Origin of the sequence: Deinococcus soli (ex Cha et al. 2016) (assembly GCF_001007995.1) — a bacterium.
GTDB lineage: Bacteria > Deinococcota > Deinococci > Deinococcales > Deinococcaceae > Deinococcus > Deinococcus soli.
In genome coordinates this window covers 1,469,713-1,486,457 of the sequence record NZ_CP011389.1, presented here as the reverse complement: position 1 = coordinate 1,486,457, position 16,745 = coordinate 1,469,713, and the positions used below count along the sequence as shown (strand labels likewise).

Genomic DNA, 16,745 nt, shown 5'->3' with positions numbered 1-16,745 from the left:
AAAGGCGTCGTCCCGGGTCAGGAGCCGCTGAGGGGCTGGTCCGGAATCTCGGCGGCCTGGGGGGCAGTTCCGGCCTGGACGGCGCGCGGCGCCTCGATCAGGGTCAGGAAGGTGTCCACCACCCTGGGGTCGAACTGCGTGCCGCGCCGCGCGCGGATCTCCGCGACGGCCCGCTCGTGCGGCCACGCCTCCTTGTACGGGCGGGGGTGGGTCAGGGCGTCGTACACGTCGCACACCGCGAAGATCCGCGCCGAGAGCGGGATCGCCTCGCCGCGCAGCCGGTCCGGGTAGCCGCTGCCGTCCCAGTGCTCGTGGTGGTGCCGGATGACGTCCAGCGTGGCGGGCAGCAGGCCCTGCAGGCGGTGGGCGATGTCATGCCCGCGCGCGGCGTGGTGCTGCATGACCTCCCACTCCTGCGCGTCCAGCGGGCCGGGCTTGAGCAGGATCGCGTCGGGAATGGCCAGCTTGCCGATGTCGTGCAGGGACGCGCCCTGCTGCAGGGCGTGCAGCGCCGTGACCCCCAGGCCCAGGCGGCTGCCCAGCCGTTCGGAGAGCGTCACGACCCGTGCGGTGTGCCCGGCGGTTTCCAGATCGCGTTCCTCCAGCGCCGCGCCCAGCGCCAGCAGGCCGCCCTGCACGGCGTGCCGCAGGTGTTCCAGCGCCGCCTGCTGCTCGAAGGTGTGCCCCAGCCGGGACGCGAGCGCCTCGGTCAGGCGCCGGGCCTGCGGCGTCACAACCCGCCACGTGCCGAAATGCAGCAGGCTGATCACGCCCATCAGCCGCCCCCCGTACCGCACCGGGACGAGCAGGATGCTCTTCAGGCCCGCCTCCAGCCACGGGGTCAGGACGAGCGGTTCGGCCGGGTAATCGTTGCTCCAGCGGGTGGCGCTGTGCTCGATGACCTCGGCGGTCAGGCCGCGCTGCCCGGTGAAGGGCTGCCCCAGCGCGCCGCGCATCGGGGCGGGCACCTCGCCGTCCAGGTGGGTCAGGACGAACGCGTCCCCCTGGCGTTCCAGGTACGAACTGCCGTGGAAGCCCAGCATGTCCCGCGCCATGCCCAGGCCCTCCTTGAGCACCTCCTGCGGCGTCTCGAGCTGTTCGAGGCGGCTGGTGAACTCCTCGACGCTGGTTCCCAGGCGGGTGTCACGGCCCGCCTGGGCCCGCTGGCGTTCCTTGTCCTCGTACATGGCAGCGTCCGCCAGGGCCAGCACGCGTTCCAGGGACGTGACGTCCGTGACCGGCGCGACGCCCACCGCGAAGGGCGGCAGGGTCTCGCCCGGCGCGTTCAGCTGCGCGGCGACGTCCTCGAGCAGCTGCGTGGTCTGATCGCCCGTGAGGCGCGGCAGCAGCAGCGCGAACTCGTCCCCGCCCAGCCGGGCCGCGACGCCCCCCTCGGGCAGCGCGGCCTGCAGGGCCCGGGCCACGCGGGTCAGGTGCGCGTCCCCGGCGCCGTGCCCGCCCAGATCATTGATGGCCTTCAGGCGGTTGAGGTCCAGCACCGCCACGCACAGCGGCCCGGCCGCCTGCGCCAGCGTGAACTGCCGCTGCAGGCTGCGGCGGTTCCACAGGCCGGTCAGCGGGTCGCGTTCCTCCCGTTCCCGCTGGCGTCTGGCCTCGGCGTGCCACGCGCGGGCCTGATGCAGGCTGCGGTTCAGGCGCGCGGCGAGCAGGCCCGCCGTGACCAGCGCGCCCAGCGCGGTCAGGGCGGTCAGCAGCAGCGTCAGCCGCTGTCCGGTTTCGACCGTGTGCTCCTCCACGGTGCGGACCTCGGCAATCCGCTCGCGCAGCGCCGCGAAGGCCGGGTCGACCGACGTGTCGTCCAGCCGCGCGGCGCCCGGCTGTCCGCGCGCGATCAGGGCCAGCAGGGTCTGCACGGTGCCCGCGTACGCATCGACCTGCGCGGCCAGGGCGTCCCCGCCGGACGGGTGAGGATGCACCCGCGCGAGCAGCAGGTCCTCGCGGCTCAGCTGCTCAAGCCGGGCGGTGAAGCGGCGCAGGTCTTCAAGGCACGCGCGGGCCTCGGCGGCGAGGGCGCCGTCCAGCTGCCCGCGCGCGCGGGCCTGCCATTCGGTGGCGCTCAGCGCGAACGCGGCCGTGCGGGTGTCGGCCAGGGTCAGCAGGGTCCGCTGGTGCCGCGCGACGTCCTGCATGACCACGGTGCTCAGCGTGGCGGACAGCAGCGTCAGGGTCAGCAGCGCGTACAGCCACCCCGGGGCGCCCCGCAGGCTGTCCTGCACCGCGACCCGCCACGCGGCGCGGCGGGTGGGGGCAGGCAGTTCGGGCGGCATGCGGTCATCATGACCCGGCGGGCCTCTCCCGCGTCTGACAGGGAGGGCCCTTCAGGGCGGTCTGCACCCGGTCCAGGTGTGCGCCAGATTCAGGTCTGCACCGGGTTCAGCGTTCCGGCGCGGGCCGCAGCGCGTCGGGCGGCGGGGCCTCCACCCGCACGGCCTGCCCGGTGACGGGGTGCGTGAAGTGCAGCGTCCAGGCGTGCAGCAGGTACCCCAGGTCGCCCGGCAGGCCCGGCAGGTCCGGCCGTGGCAGACCGCCCGGCCCGTACAGCGGGTCGCCCACCAGCGGGTGCCCGGCCGCGGCGAGGTGAATGCGGATCTGGTGCGGGCGGCCCGTGTGGATCGCCACGTCCAGCAGCGTCTGCCCGGCGCGGCGTTCACGCACCGTCGCCACGCTGCGCGACGCCTTCCCCTCGGCGCTGGCGGCGAACACACGGCCCAGGCGCGGGTGCGGCACCGGCCCGATGGGCACCTGAAGCTCCAGCGAGTCCCACTCCGGTTCACCCACAGCCAGCGCGCGGTACACCTTCCCCACCTCGTTCTCCCGCCACGCGCGGGACAGGGCCGCGCCCGCCGATCCCGTGCGGGCGAACAGCACTGCGCCGCTCGTGCCGCGCCCCAGCCGGTGCAGGGGGCTGGCCCCCGGGTAGCGCAGCCGCACCTGCGTCAGCAGCGTGTGCGTCAGGAACCCCGCGCCCGGCAACGTCGGTAGCCCGGACGGCTTGCTGACCGCGACCAGCGCGCCATCCTCCAGCAGCACCGCGTAGTCCAGCGGGGCCGCCGCCTCCCGCCACGGGGGACGGTGCCACACGACCACGTCCCCGGCGCGCAGTACCTCGTCCCCGCGCGCCGGAATGCCCCGCACCTCCACCTCACCCGCCGCCAGCCGCGCGGCCCACGTCGCCGCGTCCGAGTGCCGGTACTCGCGCGTCAGGAACGCCAGCACCCGCTCCCCGCCCGCGCGCACCTGCGAGCGGAACGCGAAGCCGCTATTCGAGGGGGCGTCGTCGGACATGGGGGACAGGGTAAAGGGTGCGGCCGTTCCGCGTTCGACTTCCCGCGTAGGCCCTACACTGGCCGGTGATGTTTGGTTCGCCCTCTCCGAGAAGTCGCCCGCAACCGGGGCATCTGTATGACGTGGCCGTGGTCGGTGCCGGACTGGCGGGCACCGAGCTGGCATGGCGGCTGGCCCGCGCCGGACTGGACGTGCTGCTGGTGTCGCAGGCGCTCGATCACCTGGGGAACCTGTACCAGCCGACCACGGCGGGCGTGGCCTTCCCACAGGGCAGTCTGTTCGAGGAGGTGCGCGCCGCGCTGCTCCCCGACACGGACGGCTGGACGTTCCACCGGCACCTGAAGGCCCGCGTGGAGGAGACGAGCGGCATTCACCTCCTCCAGAGCACCGTCACGGCCCTGGACGAGGAGGTTACTCAGATCGTGCTCTCCACCTGGGAGGGGCCGAAGCTGCACGCGCGGCTGGGCGTGCTGGCCGTCGGCGCGTTCCTGAAGGGCCGCCTGCTCGTGGGGGACACCATGGACGAGGCCGGACGCCTCAGCGAGGTCGCCTACGACTTCCTGGCGGACGATCTGACCGCCAGCGGCATCTGGCTGATCGGGGCGGAACGCCGCGCCGAGGGCGAGGGCGTCGAACCGCCCTACGATGTGCGCTTCCTGACGCCCGCCCCCAGCGAACTCGACGGCTTCCGCGTCAACCGCCTGGAGCGCGTGCGGATGCTGGGACAGTGCACGCCCGGCGAGCACACGTACGACAGCGTGCTGCGTGACGCGGCCCGCCTCGCCGACGACCTGCGGGCCGACCTGGCCGGGGGGCGCGCATGATCGCCCGCCTCGGCGACTTCCAGTTCCCCGACAGCGTCGCGCGCCTGTACCCGGACACCCCGGACCGCCCCTGGGTGCTGGAGGTCGGCTTTGGCGACGGGCGCTTCTGGCCGCACTTCGCCGCGACCTTCCCCGAGGCGCCCAACTACCTCGGCGTGGAACTCTCCGGCGTGTCGCTCCTGAAAGCGCACCGCCGCCTGCGTGATGCGGGCCTGGACAACGCGATCCTCACGAAGATGCCCGCCGACGTCCTCGTGCGGTCCGTCATCCCGCACGCGGGCCTGGACCTGATCGTCGTGAACTTCCCCGACCCCTGGCCCAAGGCCGGCCACACCGACCACCGCCTCCTGCGCGTCCCGTTCTTCCAGCTCGCCGCCAGCCGCCTGAAACCCGGCGGGATGATCCTCCTGACCACCGACCACGACGAATACTTCGAGTTCGCGTGCGAGCAGGCCAGGGCCAGCGGCGTCATGCGCGTCGAGCGCACGGACCCGCCCGCCGCCGCGCTGGAAACCAAGTACGCCCTGAAGTGGCGCGACCTCGGCCTGGGCGTCAACCACGCCCGCTTCATCCCCACCGCCCACCAGCCCGTCCCGCACGGGCCGACCACGCCCTACCCGGAGGACCCCACCACCGTGCCCCACGCCGTCCTGACCCTGCCCGACACCTTTAGCCCCCAGACCTTTGAGAAGGTCACCGAACGCAACCCCGGCAGCAGAGGCGCCGAGGAGGGCGGCGCGTGGACCGTCATCCTGCTCGACCTGTACGCTGGCCTGCGCCGCGACGGCTGGGTCGTCCTGGCGCACGTCGTCGAGGGCGAACTGACCCAGGAGGTCCTGATCGGCATCACCGCCCGCGAGGACGGCACGCACCTCGTGCGCCTCGCCAAGTTCGGCGGGCCGATCATCACGACCGGCGTGAAGGCCGCCGTGGGCGTCGTCACCCGCTGGCTGGAGGCTCAGGGTGCCGTCGTCAAGCACCACGGGTACTGACCGGCCGGTGCACTTCACGACTGAACCCATGAGCGTCCTCCTCCCTGCCGTGCGTGACCGGCTCCGTGCGGCAGGTGAGGTGACCTTTAGCGTCCCCGACCCCGACGCGGGCCTGGGCCGGTACGCGGGCGAGGTGACCCCGCACGGCACGCACCGCCCCTGGAGCACCTGGACGGACCTCGCCGACCTGCTCGGCGCGCACCTCCTGACCCCGGACAGGGCAGGGGAGGGGCGGGTGCGCCTGACCCTGCGCGCCCACGCCCCGGCCCGCGACCCGGACTACGCCGGGTACGGCCCGGACGGCGACTGGGCGCGGGTGAACAAGCTGGAGGACCCCATCTTCCTGGCGACGTTCGTTGAGGCGCTGCGCCGCGTGAACCCCCCCCAGGGCGGGCGGGTGCTGGCGCTGGGCGTGAACGCCGGGTATGAACTGGACGCCCTGCCGCTGGCCTTCCCCGACCGCACCTTCGAGGTGGTGGGCGTGGACCTCGACCCGGCTGCCGCGCAGGCCGCCCGCGAACGCCATCCCCAGGCGGTCATCCACGCGGCGGACGTGAACGCCCTGCCCCCGGACCTGGGCCGCTTCGACCTGATTCTGGCCCTGAGCCTCCTCCAGAGCCCCGGCGTGCGGCAGGACGTGCTGCTCGCCACGCTGCGCCGCCAGCACCTCACGCCCGGCGGCGGCCTGATCCTGGGGTACCCGAACGCCCGCTACCGGGGCGGCACCCTCTCGTACGGCGCGCGGATGCGCAACTACGCCCGCCCGGACCTGAGCCTGCTCGCCGCCGACGTCACGAACGCCCGGCGCGGCCTCCAGAAACACGACTACAAGGTGTTCGTGACCGGCAAGTACGAGGTGCTCCTGACCGCCATCCCGGCCCACACCACCACCCCGACCGACCTGGAGCTGTAGACGCTGGAACGGTTAGCGGCGCGCCGCCCGGACAGGGAGCGCGCCGTCAGGGGACGGGGCTTCAGCCCTTGGTCAGGATGCGCACCGTGAGGATCTGGTCCGCCACGGCGCCCGCCACCTCGGCGTTGTTCTGATCCATCGTGCGGGTCAGTTTGGGCAGCAGGTCGTCACCGGTCACGACCTTCCCGAAGATGGTGTGCTTGCCGTTCAGGAAGTCCGTCGGCTCGAAGGTGATGAAGAACTGGCTGCCGTTCGTGGCCGGGCCGCTGTTCGCCATGGCCAGGATGCCACCGCTGTTGAAGGTCAGCTTCTGACGGAATTCATCCGCGAACTGGTAGCCGGGACCGCCGGTGCCCCACTCGGCCTTCTGCGCCTCGTCGACGCTCTTGGGGTCGCCGGTCTGCGCCATGAACCCGTCGATCACGCGGTGGAAACGGATGCCGTCGAAGTAGTGGTTGCGGGCCAGGAACACGAAGTTGTTCACCGTGACGGGCGTCTCCTGCTCGTACAGGTCCGCCAGGATCTGCCCCCTGCTCGTGTCGATCAGCGCGTAGTAGTCCTTGCCGTCAGTCAGGGCCATGTCCGGCTCGGCCCCAAACTCGCGCTTGGGTTCGGTGGTCAGGAACGGCACCTCGGTGTACCCGGCGGGGACGGGGCCGGGCTTGGTGACGGCGGCTGCGTCGGTCTTCGTGTCCGTGGCGGGCGTCCCGGTGGCTGGGGTATCAGTCGCGGGCGTGGTGGTGTCCGTCGCGGCCGTGTCCGTCTTCGTGTCGGTCGTGGTCGCGTCGTCCTTCTTCTGGCAGGCGGTCAGGGCCAGCAGGGCCGTGAGGATCAGGGCAGCGTGTTTCATGGTCCGTGACAGTCTAGAGCATTTGCCATAAAGAGCTGTTCTTTATGGCCGAGCGGAGCGAGTGAATTTTGCTGAGCAGGACGGACTGGAACAGCTGTAAAGCAGAGAATGGAGGCATCAGAAGTCTGTTGTTCTGATGCCGTAATTCGGAGAACTGCTCTAGCGGCCCACACACGCCGCGCGTCACCCGAAGGGTGCACCGCCCGCCGGGGCAGGGGGCCGCGCGGTAGACTGCTCAGTTGATGATCGTGACCATTGATGGCGTCGCCGCCAGCGGAAAATCCAGCGTGTCCTCCGGCGTGGCGCAGGCGCTCGGCGTGCCCTACGTCAGCAGCGGCCTGCTGTACCGCGCCGTGACCCTCCTCGGCCTGAACGCCGGGGCTGACCTGGCCGACCCCAGCGCCCTGCTGCCCCTGCTCTCCCCCGTGCGTCTGGAACCCCTCGCCAGCGGCAACCGCGTCTGGAACGCCGACCATGACCTGTCCGCCGACCTGCACAGCACCCGCGTGGACGGCGGGGTCAGCACCGTCGCCGCCCTCCCCGAAATCCGCGAATGGGTGGACGCCCAGCTGCGCGCCCTCCCCGCCCCCCTGGTGGCCGAGGGGCGCGACATGGGCACCAACGTCTTCCCGCACGCGCCACACAAGTTCTACCTGACCGCCAGCCCCCGCGTCCGCGCCGAACGCCGCGCACGCGAGCGCCCCGAGGACATCCCCGCCATCGAAGCCGCCCTGACCGAACGCGACCGCCAGGACACCACCCAGAGCGCCCCCGCCCCCGACGCCCGCATCATCGACACCGGCCCCCTGACCCTCCAGGGCGTCATCGACACCATCCTGAACGACCTGCGCTGACCTCGAAGACCTTCACTGAACCGTATGAAGAACGCCGCCCCCAGGAACTGGGAGCGGCGTTTCGAGTGCGGACCCTTAGGGGCGCGCGACGGTGAACTTCTGGCTGGTGTAGACCTCGGTGTCGCTGGCGACACTCTCGTCGCCCAGCGCCTTGAGGACCTTCACGCGCAGCTGGTACGTACCGTTGGGCGCGTCCTTGCCGCCGCTGAGCTTGCCGTCCCAGCCGTAGGTGTTGTACGCGTCGCAGCTGCTGCTGACGCTGGCGAGGTTGTTCGTGCAGTTGCGGCCCAGGTACTCCTGCTTGCGCAGGGTTTCCACGACCATGCCGTTGCTGTCCAGCAGTTCCATGGTGAGCTTGCGGGCCTGGTGGGAGATCTGCGCGATGACGTAAGGGGCGTCCAGCGTCAGTTCGGTGGGCTTGTTCGGGTCGAGGGCCACCTGCTTGAAGGTGTAGTCGATGGGCGCCGCCACCGTCTCTCCCTCGGTGTAGTACGTGTCCGCCACGTCGTCAGCCAGGGCAGGGAAGTTCTGTGCGCTGCCGCCGATGATCAGGTCGCCCAGCACCTTGATGCTCTGGTAGTCACCCTTGAAGCCGCCGTAGGGAATCACCATGTTCTGGCCGGACTTGCTTTCCAGCACGATGTAGCCGCCGTACTGGCTCTTGTCGGGTGCGCCGGCAGGCGCGGTGATCACGACGTTGAGTTCGGTCTCGCCGCCAGCGGGCACGACCACTTCGACGTCGGACTTGTCGGCGTCCTGACCGTTGATGGTCATGGTGGCGTACGTCTGGCTGGGGGTGGGGGCCAGGGTCGTCCCGCCGACCGTGAGGGCCGGGTAGTGGTACGCCGTGAAGGTCTCGGTGCGGTTGAAGGTGTTCTTCAGCACAACCACCTTGTTGCGGGTGGCGAAGCTGGCGCTCTCGCCCAGGCTGAGTTTGTTGGGCGTGGCGCGCACGGTGTTGTAGTACGAGCCGACGATGTCGACCATGCCGGCCCCCTGGCGCTGCACGTAGTCGGGCAGACCGGTAAACAGCGTGCCGCTGGCCGCGCGGTACCAGCGCAGCGTGGCGCTGTTCATCAGCAGGCCGCGCATGTCCTTGGCCTTGGTGTTGGGGAATGCCTGCAGCATCAGGGCGGCGGCTCCGGCGACATGCGGGGAGGCCATGCTGGTACCACTCAGGGTGGCGTAGCCGCTGGCTTCTGCGGTGAGCGGGTAGGCGCTGCGGATGTTCCCGCCGGGCGCGGCGATATCAGGTTTCTGCTCCAGTTCGGCGCTCATGCCGTAGGAGGTGAAGGTGTCCAGCGTGTTGGCCGTGGGGCTGGGGATGTTGATGGTGCCGCTCTGGAAGGTCATGGTCACGCCACCGGCGATCAAGCCGCTGATCTTCGCACCGTCTGCCGCGCTGATGGACACAACCGGGATGGTGATCGGGCTGGCGCCCACCACCGTGGGGCTGATGTATCCGGCGGCGTTGTTGTACAGGATCACAGCGCTGGCCCCGGCGTCCTGAGCGTTCTTGACCTTCTCATAGAAGGTGCAGCTGCCGCGGCGGATCAGGACAGCCTTGCCGGTCATGCTGCCAGCGGTGTAAGGGTTGACGCCGCCCACGAGGCACCCGTCGTTGGTGGTGGTGGGGCTGCTGGCCGCGTTCTTGCTGATGGGCAGGCTGCTGCCAGCCACCGCTTCAGGCGCGCCGGTCGCGGCGAAGTACCCGATCTTGCTGCCGTCCGGGGTGATGCTGAAGCTGTTGACCTCGATCTCGGTGTTGCTGACCGACGCGACGGAGATCACGTTGTCGCCCATGGTGACGCCGCCCATGGAGTACTGCCCGCTGGCGCCGCTGTTCCCGGCGGACGCGACGACGACCATGCCCTTCTTGACCATGCGGCTGCCGACCTTGGCCGAGGGGGTCGCTTCCCAGTTCTCGAAGGCGGAGCCGATGCTGAGGTTCACGATCTGCATGCCGTCGGCGTAGGCGCGTTCCATGGCGGCGATCATGATGTCTTCCGTGGTGCTGCCGTCACAGCCGAAGACGCGGTACGCGCCGAAGCTGACCTCGGGTGCCACGCCCTTGAAGCCTTTGGCGGGGTCGTTGCCGCCCACGATGCCGGCCACGTGCGAGCCGTGCCCGCCGCAGTCGTCAGCGATGGGGTCGGGCTTGGCGGGTTTGTTGTAATCGAATTCGTCACCCACGAAGTCGTACTGCGCGACGACGCGGCCGGCGAACGCGGGGTGTTCCAGGTCGATACCGGTGTCGATCACGCCCACCTTGATGCCCTTGCCGGTCAGGCCCAGTTCGTTCTGGGCGATGTCGGCGCCGGTCATCTTGATGGCGGAGAACATGTCGGGGGTCAGGGCGTCAGTCAGGTTGCGTTCCACGACGGGCGCGGCGATCTCCTTGACGGGGTACACGCCCAGCACGCCGGGCATCTGGGAGATGCGGCTGATCTCGGCGCTGCTGGCCTTCACGGAGAAGCCGTTGAAGAGCGTGTGGTAGCTCATGACTTCCTGGTACGTGATGCCGAGCTGCGCCGCCTGGGTGCGGAAGGCGGCCTGCTGCGCGCCGACGCTCTGGCTGCTCAGCGCGGTGGGGTCACCGCTGAGTTCCACGAACCAGCGGTCCGTGACGTGCGTTTGCACCTTCAGTTTGTTCAGGGACTGGCCGGTGGGCGTGACGGCCTGGGGGGCGTTGTTGCTCCCGCAGGCGCCCAGCACGAGGGCCAGGCTCAGCAGGGACGCGGTCTGGAAGGTCTTTTTCACGGGTGTACTCCTCGGGGGCGCCTCAGCGGCGGGTCAGGGCGATCTGGTAGGTGTTGGTGGTCTTGTCGTCGGTGGCGGTGGCGTCGTCATGAATGTCGAAGCTGGTCACGACGGCGGTGTACGTCCCGGCGACGGGGGCGTTGAAGCGGATCTCGGATTCCAGGCCCGCGCCGGTGTCGTCGTCTTTTTCCAGGATGGTCTTGCCGTCGGGCATCAGGATCATGACGTAGGGGTCAAGGGTGCTCTTGGCGTCCACGCTGACGCTCTTGACGGTGAGTTTCAGCATGTCGCCCGCGGCGGCGTCGAACTTGAAGTAGTCCATGTCGCGGCCCTGCGCGGTGATGACGCCGCTGGCGGCGCCGCCGATGGCGAGGGGCGCGGCCGTGGCGACGCTGTCGTTGGGTTCAAAGGCGTCGGCGATGGCAACCTTCAGGGTGGCGGCGGCCTGGCCGATGTTGCCCTTGTTGTCGACAACCTTGACCGTGATGGCGTGGTCGCCGTTGTTGGCGAAGGTGTAGGCCTTGGTGGCCTGGTAGGGGCTGGTGCCATCGGTGCCGATCAGGGTGCCGTTGTCGTAGAACATCACCTGATTCACGCCGCTGGCGTCGCTGGCCTGCGCGGTGAAGGTGACGGTGCCGGGTGCGATCAGGGGGTTGGGGCTGGCGGTGACGCTGGCGGTGGGTGGCGTGCCGTCGGCGGGGCCACCGCAGCTGGTGAGCAGCGCGCCGGTCAGGGCGAGGAACAGAAGGCCGTGTCGCTTCATGTGATCTCCTTGAATGCCCATGCAGGACCACCACCTATTCCCCGGGTCATCTAGGACAGAGGTGAGGGTTGTCTGGGCTCCCGGGTTGACGCCGGGAATTGTGTTGCTATGGCTGTAGATGATACGCGCCCCCCCGCCTGGGGGCAAGGTTTGTTCAGCACAATCTCAGATTCGTCTCAGTGCTAGTGGGAAAAACATCCCAAGAGTGCGGGTGGCTCATGCATGGATATGCGTGGGGGACGCTGTCCCAGGGTGCTGCCGGGGGTGTCCGGGTGTGGGGAACACCGGACGGCCGTCATGAGGGAGGGCTGTGCGATTGTTCAAGTCTGAAACGTCGTCCAGAACGCGGCGCAGCGGGTAGGTCACCCCGTAGGTTGAGGGCATGACCTTCCTCCGAACGCTGCCTGTGCTGGGCCTGCTGCACGCCACCGGGGCGCTGGCGCAGTCACAGGCCGCCCTGAATGCCGTGGACGCCCGCCAGATGAGCGTGCCCGCTGCCCGCGCGGCCTTCCAGAAGGGCGGGTACCCGGGCAGCGCCCTGACGGTCCGGCAGACCCTGGCGCCGGGCGGGAATTACACCCGGCAGGTCGTGAGTTACCAGTCCGAGGGCCTGCGGATCAACGCGCTGCTGACCGTCCCGCGCGGCACGCCGCCAAAGGGCGGGTGGCCCGCCATCGTGTTCAACCACGGGTACGTGCCCCCGAAGGTGTACCGCACGACCGAACGGTACGTGGCGTACCAGGACGCCTTTGCCCGGGCCGGATTCGTCACCCTGAAAAGCGACTACCGTGGGCACGGCAGTTCGCAGGGCGAGGCGCTCGGCGGGTACTACGCGCCGGGCTACACCACCGACGTGATGAACGCCCTGGGCAGCCTGAAACGCGACCCGCGCGTGAACCCGGCCCGGATCGGGATGTGGGGCCACTCCATGGGCGGCTTCCTGACCCTGCGCGCCATGGTCATCGACCGCAGCGTAAAGGCCGGGGTGATCTGGGCCGGCGTGGTGGGCGACTACGATCAGCTGATGAACAGCTGGACGCGCCGCGCGCCCGTTCCCGCCAGCATTCCCAGCGCCGTGCTGAACCTGCGCAAGCGGGCCGTCGAGCAGTACGGCACACCCCGCGCGAACCCCGCCTTCTGGAACACCCTCAGTGCGAATACGTACCTGCGTGACCTGGGCGGCCCCGTGCAACTGCACATCGGCACGAACGACGAGGACGTCCCCGTCGCGTTCCACACGGCCCTGGCCGCGCAGCTGCGCCCGCTGGGCAAACTGGGCGGGAACTACGTCTACCCGGGCGACAACCACAACCTCTCGGGAAACCTGCGCGTGGCCCTGAACCGCAGCGTGCAGTTCTTCAGGGAGAGGCTGTAACGCTGTGCGCCGTCTGATCAACCTCACACTGCTGGCCCTGCTGGCGGGCGCCGGGTACGTGGCCGTCACCCAGCCGGACGCCCTGCCGCTGCGGCTGCCCTGGCCCCAGCCGGAGACGGCTGATCCGGCCCAGCCCGCGACCGGGGGCCCCCTCCAGAACCTGGGTGACACTGCCCTGAAGGCCGCTGTGGCCCGCAACCCGGTCAGCATCCAGGCACTCAAGGCCCGCGAGTATCCGGGCAGCGCGCTGACGGTCCGGCAGACCCTGGCGCCGGGCGGGAATTACACCCGGCAGGTCGTGAGTTACCAGTCCGAGGGCCTGCGGATCAACGCGCTGCTGACCGTGCCGCGCGGCACGCCGCCGCAGGGGGGCTGGCCTGCCATCGTGTTCAACCACGGGTACATCCCGCCCGCCGAGTACCGCACCACCGAACGCTACGTCGCGTATCAGGACGCCTTTGCCCGCGCGGGCTTCGTCACGCTGAAAAGCGACTACCGTGGGCACGGCAGCAGCGAGGGACAGGCCCTGGGCGGGTACGACGATCCCGGCTACACCGTGGACGTCCTGAACGCCGCCGCCAGCCTCCGGCGCGACCCGCGCGTGAACCCCGACCGCCTGGGCCTGTGGGGCCACAGCATGGGCGGGCAGCTGAGCCTGAAAGCCATGATCGTCGACCCCCGCCTGAAAGCCGCGTCGCTGTGGGCGGGCGTGATCGCCAGCTACGACGTGCTCGCCACCGACTGGAACCCGCCGCCCGGCGAGAAACGCACCCTGGACGCCGTCAACCGCCGCTACCTGCGCCTCCTGAGCCCCAACGCGTACCTGCGGGAACTGAATGGGCGTCCCATCCAGCTGCACCACGGCACGAACGACAGGGATGTGCCGTACGCCTTCCAGAAGAACCTCGCGGACGACCTGAGAAACGCCGGGCAGGGCGTGGACGCCTACCGCTACGACGGCGACAACCACAACCTCTCCGGAAACCTCCGCACGGCACTGAACCGCAGCGTGCAGTTCTTCAGGGAGAACCTGTAGGGGTCACTCCACCCAGGTGATCTTGTCCGCCAGTGGCGCGCGGCTCACGGACGGCAGCCCGGCCGCCGGGTAGCCCAGCACCAGCAGGCCCATCAGCTTCGGCGCGCCCAGCGCCTGCGCCGCCACCGGACTGACCATCACCGGGCCGCTCACCCACTTCCCGACCAGCCCGAACGCCGTCGCCGCCAGCCACATGTTCTGCGCGGCGCAGGCCAGGGCCGCCTGCTCCTCCCACTCGGGCATCTTCGGCTTCTCGGGCATGTGCAGCTCCAGACTGATCCACAGCGGCGCCCGCCACGCCCGCGCCCGCTGCGCCTCCAGCGCCGGTTCGCTGTCCCGGTCCGGCGCGCTGCCCGCCGCGTACGCCTGCGCGAACACCTCCGCCAGCCTCGCGCGGCCCGCACCCGTGAACACCGTGAACCGCCACGGCTCGGTTCGCCCGTGATTCGGCGCCCAGATCCCGGCCTCCAGAATGGCCTCCACCACATCACGCGGCACCGCGTCGGGTTTTAACAGCCCAATATCCACCGTGCGGCGCGCACGGATCACGTCCAGTACAGTCAGGGCAGCGGGGGGAAAGGCAGCGTCCAGCGTCGTCATGCCCCCACTATGCGTCAGCTCACCGCGCGCCGCGCCACGCCTTCCCGGCCAGCGTCAGCGCCTCACGCGGACGCGTCAGGTACGCCCACAGTAGCGCCGCGCCCAGCGCCGCCGCCAGCAGGGCCGGTTCAGACACCACGCCCGGCACGAACACCAGCAGATTCAGCGCGAATCCCAGCGGCACCATCAGCGTCCCGGACACCCGGCGTAGCACCGCCACGGACCGTGCGGGCCGCCGCATGCCCGGTGGGAAATCGATCAGCACCAGCATGAACTGAAGAGCCAGCAGCGCAGGCACAACCCACGTGAACGGCCGCAGCGCGAACGGCGCGGGGACTCCCGGCCAGCCGCAGACCAGCCACGTCAGCACCCCGACGCCCGCCACGCTGCCCAACAGCGACGTCCACGCTGTACCAGGACCCTTCACGCCATCCGTCAGCAGGCGGCGCATCTTCCCGTCCCGCTCCAGCCACGCCACGTCCGCCCGCGTGAAGAACTGCCCCTCCAGCGCCGCCCGCACCTCAGCTGCCGGACCCAGGGCCGCCAGCGCCTCCTGCATTCCCGCCCCACCCGGCGCCGCAGCGTCCAGCACATGCGCCGTCAGGTCCGCCCGGATGCGCGCGGCGGAATCCTCCGGGAACGGCGCCGTCACCTCATCCAGATAGGCGGCCAGATTCGGGTTCAGCGCGTCCGCCGTCATGCCTGACCATCCAGCTTCAGGGTGCGGTGGACGCGCCGTGCCGTGCAGTGCGCGTTCCAGACCATCCCCACAAGCGCGAACGGCAGGACAATCAGGAACGACAGATCCAGGGTGTCCCGTCCTGGAGTGATCAGCGCCGTGATCCACTGGCCGGTCATGAGGGGCAGCACCAGCACCCGCGCGCCCAGCGTCCAGGTGTACGACGTCGGATGCAGTTTCATAAGCGCCATCAGGGCCAGCAGCAGCGTCAGCCCCGTCAGTGGGCCCGGCAGGTGCCGGAGTAGGTCGGCGCGATCCTCCAGGTTGTTGAGGATCATCAGCGAGGTGTAGCCCACATACAGAAGCAGCAGCACCCTCCAGAGACGCCTGGAGGGAGTCCGGTACTGTGCGGCAAGTTTCTCCGTGGCGTAGGTGCGCCGCAGTGCGCGGTTGACCTGCGTGGGGTCGCCCAGGGTGGCGACGGCTTCGGGTTCGGTCAGTCCGCTGTGGGTGGCGTCCTGCACGTGAGCGTGGTACTCAGCGGTCATGCGGTCCCGCGCGGCGGGGGCAAGGTCGCTCAGCGCGACGTCCAGCCAGCTCTTCAGCGGGCCGGTCATGCGTTGCCTCCCAGGACGGCCTGCACGGCGCCGACCTGGGCCTGCCAGTCGCGGCGGGTGCGGGCCAGGGCGGCGCGGCCCTTCTCGGTCAGGCGGTATTCGCGGCGGGTGCGGCCCGCGACCTCGTGTTCCTGGCTCTCGATGAGCCCTTCGGCTTCCAGGGCGTGCAGGGCAGGGTAGAGGGTGCCTTCGCGGGCGCGCAGGAGGCCTTCGCTGCGGGTGTTGATGGCCTGCGCGATGGCGTAGCCGTGTTCGGGCTGGCGCCCCAGGACGGCCAGGATGAGCATGCGGAGTTGCTCGCGGGCGTTCATGCCTGCACGATACCTCTGGTTTGGATGCATCTCAAGTCGAGGTATCGTGCTTCCTGTTCAGCCCAGCGGCAGGCCGTAGGCGCGGCGGGTATTCGCGTCCGTCGCGGCCTCCAGTTCCTCCGGGTCCAGGCCGCGCAGGGTCGCGATGAACTCCAGGGTATGACGCACGTAACCGGGCCGGTTGGGCTTGCCGCGTTTGGGCACGGGGGCCAGGAACGGCGCGTCGGTTTCCAGCAGCATCCGCGTCAGGGGCAGGTCGCGGGCGGCCGCCTGGATCTCCCGCGCGTTCTTATAGGTGGTGTTCCCCGCGAACCCGAAGTACGTGTGTTCGCCCCGCTCCAGCCCGAAACGCAACAGGTCCGCGTGCCCGGAGAAGCAGTGCAGGATCACCGGCACGTCCGGCCACGCCCGCAGCACGTCCATCACGCCCCGGTGCGCGCTGTCCTGCCCGGCCTTGTCCCGCGTGTGAATGACCAGTACCTTCCCGCTGCGCCGTGCGAGGTCCAGCTGCCACTCGAACGCCGACACCTGCGCGGCGCGTTTCGTGTCGTCCCAGTAGTCGTCCAGGCCGCTCTCGCCGATGCCGACCACGCGTGGGTGCCCGGTCAAGGCCTCGATCTGCTCGCGGGCGTCCGGGCTGTCCTCGTCCGTATCGGTCGGGTGTATGCCCACCGTCGCATACACGTCCCCGAACTGCTCGGCCAGCGCCACGGCACTGCGCGCATGTTCGGGGCTGGCGCCGATACAGACCATGGCACTCAGGCCCAGCTCGCCGCGCGCGCCCGCCGGGTCGTCGAGGTAATCCAGGTGCGTGTGCGAATCGATCATGCCGCCCAGCCTAGCGCCGCCGGAACGACTCGCCCGG

General features: G+C 70.1%; 16 protein-coding genes. 6 read left to right on the top strand and 10 right to left on the bottom strand.

The window, feature by feature from the left end:
• Positions 1 to 17 precede the first annotated feature (17 nt).
• Positions 18 to 2,288 carry an HD domain-containing phosphohydrolase gene (locus tag SY84_RS15870; RefSeq protein WP_052751077.1) on the bottom strand — a complete coding sequence of 757 codons (2,271 nt, stop codon included), beginning with the start codon at positions 2,286 to 2,288 and terminating at the stop codon, positions 18 to 20.
• A gap of 106 nt (positions 2,289 to 2,394) precedes the next feature.
• Positions 2,395 to 3,306: an RluA family pseudouridine synthase gene (locus SY84_RS07375; RefSeq protein ID WP_046843481.1), complete on the bottom strand. Its 912-nt coding sequence runs from the start codon at positions 3,304 to 3,306 to the stop codon at positions 2,395 to 2,397.
• Positions 3,307 to 3,374: 68 nt separating this feature from the next.
• Here SY84_RS07375 and SY84_RS07370 point away from each other — a divergent pair, with 68 nt between their 5' ends.
• The 3 genes from SY84_RS07370 to SY84_RS07360 are packed head-to-tail and all read left to right on the top strand — an operon-like array spanning position 3,375 to position 6,035.
• Entirely contained in the window at positions 3,375 to 4,130 is a 756-nt protein-coding gene (locus SY84_RS07370) for an FAD-dependent oxidoreductase (protein ID WP_046843480.1), read from the top strand.
• Complete coding sequence (trmB, locus tag SY84_RS07365; protein ID WP_046843479.1) at positions 4,127 to 5,122, top strand: tRNA (guanine(46)-N(7))-methyltransferase TrmB; 996 nt, start codon at positions 4,127 to 4,129, stop codon at positions 5,120 to 5,122. Before SY84_RS07370 ends, trmB begins: the two co-directional genes overlap by 4 nt.
• Before the next feature lie 28 nt (positions 5,123 to 5,150).
• Positions 5,151 to 6,035 carry a class I SAM-dependent methyltransferase gene (locus SY84_RS07360; protein WP_046843478.1) on the top strand — a complete coding sequence of 295 codons (885 nt, stop codon included), beginning with the start codon at positions 5,151 to 5,153 and terminating at the stop codon, positions 6,033 to 6,035.
• Between the two features lie 61 nt (positions 6,036 to 6,096).
• Here the strand turns inward: SY84_RS07360 and SY84_RS07355 are convergent, their stop codons facing one another.
• Positions 6,097 to 6,885, bottom strand: coding sequence for a peptidylprolyl isomerase (locus SY84_RS07355; protein WP_046843477.1), 789 nt, complete (start codon positions 6,883 to 6,885; stop codon positions 6,097 to 6,099).
• A 242-nt stretch (positions 6,886 to 7,127) separates the two neighbouring features.
• Between SY84_RS07355 and cmk the strand changes: the two genes are divergently transcribed.
• The gene (gene cmk, locus SY84_RS07350; protein ID WP_046843476.1) at positions 7,128 to 7,739 is read left to right on the top strand and encodes a (d)CMP kinase; all 612 of its coding nucleotides are present in this window, start codon (positions 7,128 to 7,130) and stop codon (positions 7,737 to 7,739) included.
• A gap of 75 nt (positions 7,740 to 7,814) precedes the next feature.
• Here the strand turns inward: cmk and SY84_RS17025 are convergent, their stop codons facing one another.
• Both SY84_RS17025 and SY84_RS07340 read right to left on the bottom strand, forming a co-directional pair.
• Positions 7,815 to 10,499 carry a S8 family serine peptidase gene (locus tag SY84_RS17025; protein WP_046843475.1) on the bottom strand — a complete coding sequence of 895 codons (2,685 nt, stop codon included), beginning with the start codon at positions 10,497 to 10,499 and terminating at the stop codon, positions 7,815 to 7,817.
• A 22-nt stretch (positions 10,500 to 10,521) separates the two neighbouring features.
• A complete protein-coding gene (locus SY84_RS07340; protein WP_052751076.1) occupies positions 10,522 to 11,262 on the bottom strand; it encodes an Ig-like domain-containing protein in 741 nt (246 codons plus the stop codon).
• 382 nt (positions 11,263 to 11,644) lie between these two features.
• Between SY84_RS07340 and SY84_RS07335 the strand changes: the two genes are divergently transcribed.
• Together SY84_RS07335 and SY84_RS07330 are read left to right on the top strand one after the other, a co-directional pair.
• On the top strand, positions 11,645 to 12,637 hold the full coding sequence (locus SY84_RS07335; RefSeq protein ID WP_081424534.1) for an alpha/beta hydrolase family protein: 993 nt from the start codon (positions 11,645 to 11,647) through the stop codon (positions 12,635 to 12,637).
• Positions 12,638 to 12,641: 4 nt separating this feature from the next.
• Positions 12,642 to 13,673 carry an alpha/beta hydrolase family protein gene (locus SY84_RS07330; RefSeq protein WP_046843474.1) on the top strand — a complete coding sequence of 344 codons (1,032 nt, stop codon included), beginning with the start codon at positions 12,642 to 12,644 and terminating at the stop codon, positions 13,671 to 13,673.
• Between the two features lie 3 nt (positions 13,674 to 13,676).
• On the opposite strand, the gene SY84_RS07325 is transcribed toward SY84_RS07330, so the two are convergent.
• Genes SY84_RS07325 through SY84_RS07305 form a run of 5 tightly spaced genes read right to left on the bottom strand, consistent with a single transcriptional unit; the run spans position 13,677 to position 16,708 of the window.
• Positions 13,677 to 14,273: a nitroreductase family protein gene (locus SY84_RS07325; protein WP_046843473.1), complete on the bottom strand. Its 597-nt coding sequence runs from the start codon at positions 14,271 to 14,273 to the stop codon at positions 13,677 to 13,679.
• A gap of 19 nt (positions 14,274 to 14,292) precedes the next feature.
• On the bottom strand, positions 14,293 to 14,973 hold the full coding sequence (locus tag SY84_RS07320; RefSeq protein ID WP_046843472.1) for a hypothetical protein: 681 nt from the start codon (positions 14,971 to 14,973) through the stop codon (positions 14,293 to 14,295).
• On the bottom strand, positions 14,970 to 15,569 hold the full coding sequence (locus SY84_RS07315) for an HAAS signaling domain-containing protein (protein WP_046843471.1): 600 nt from the start codon (positions 15,567 to 15,569) through the stop codon (positions 14,970 to 14,972). The genes SY84_RS07320 and SY84_RS07315 overlap by 4 nt, the downstream gene beginning before the upstream one ends.
• Positions 15,566 to 15,880 carry a PadR family transcriptional regulator gene (locus SY84_RS07310; protein WP_046843470.1) on the bottom strand — a complete coding sequence of 105 codons (315 nt, stop codon included), beginning with the start codon at positions 15,878 to 15,880 and terminating at the stop codon, positions 15,566 to 15,568. Before SY84_RS07310 ends, SY84_RS07315 begins: the two co-directional genes overlap by 4 nt.
• Before the next feature lie 57 nt (positions 15,881 to 15,937).
• On the bottom strand, positions 15,938 to 16,708 hold the full coding sequence (locus tag SY84_RS07305) for a TatD family hydrolase (RefSeq protein WP_046843469.1): 771 nt from the start codon (positions 16,706 to 16,708) through the stop codon (positions 15,938 to 15,940).
• Positions 16,709 to 16,745 lie beyond the last annotated feature (37 nt).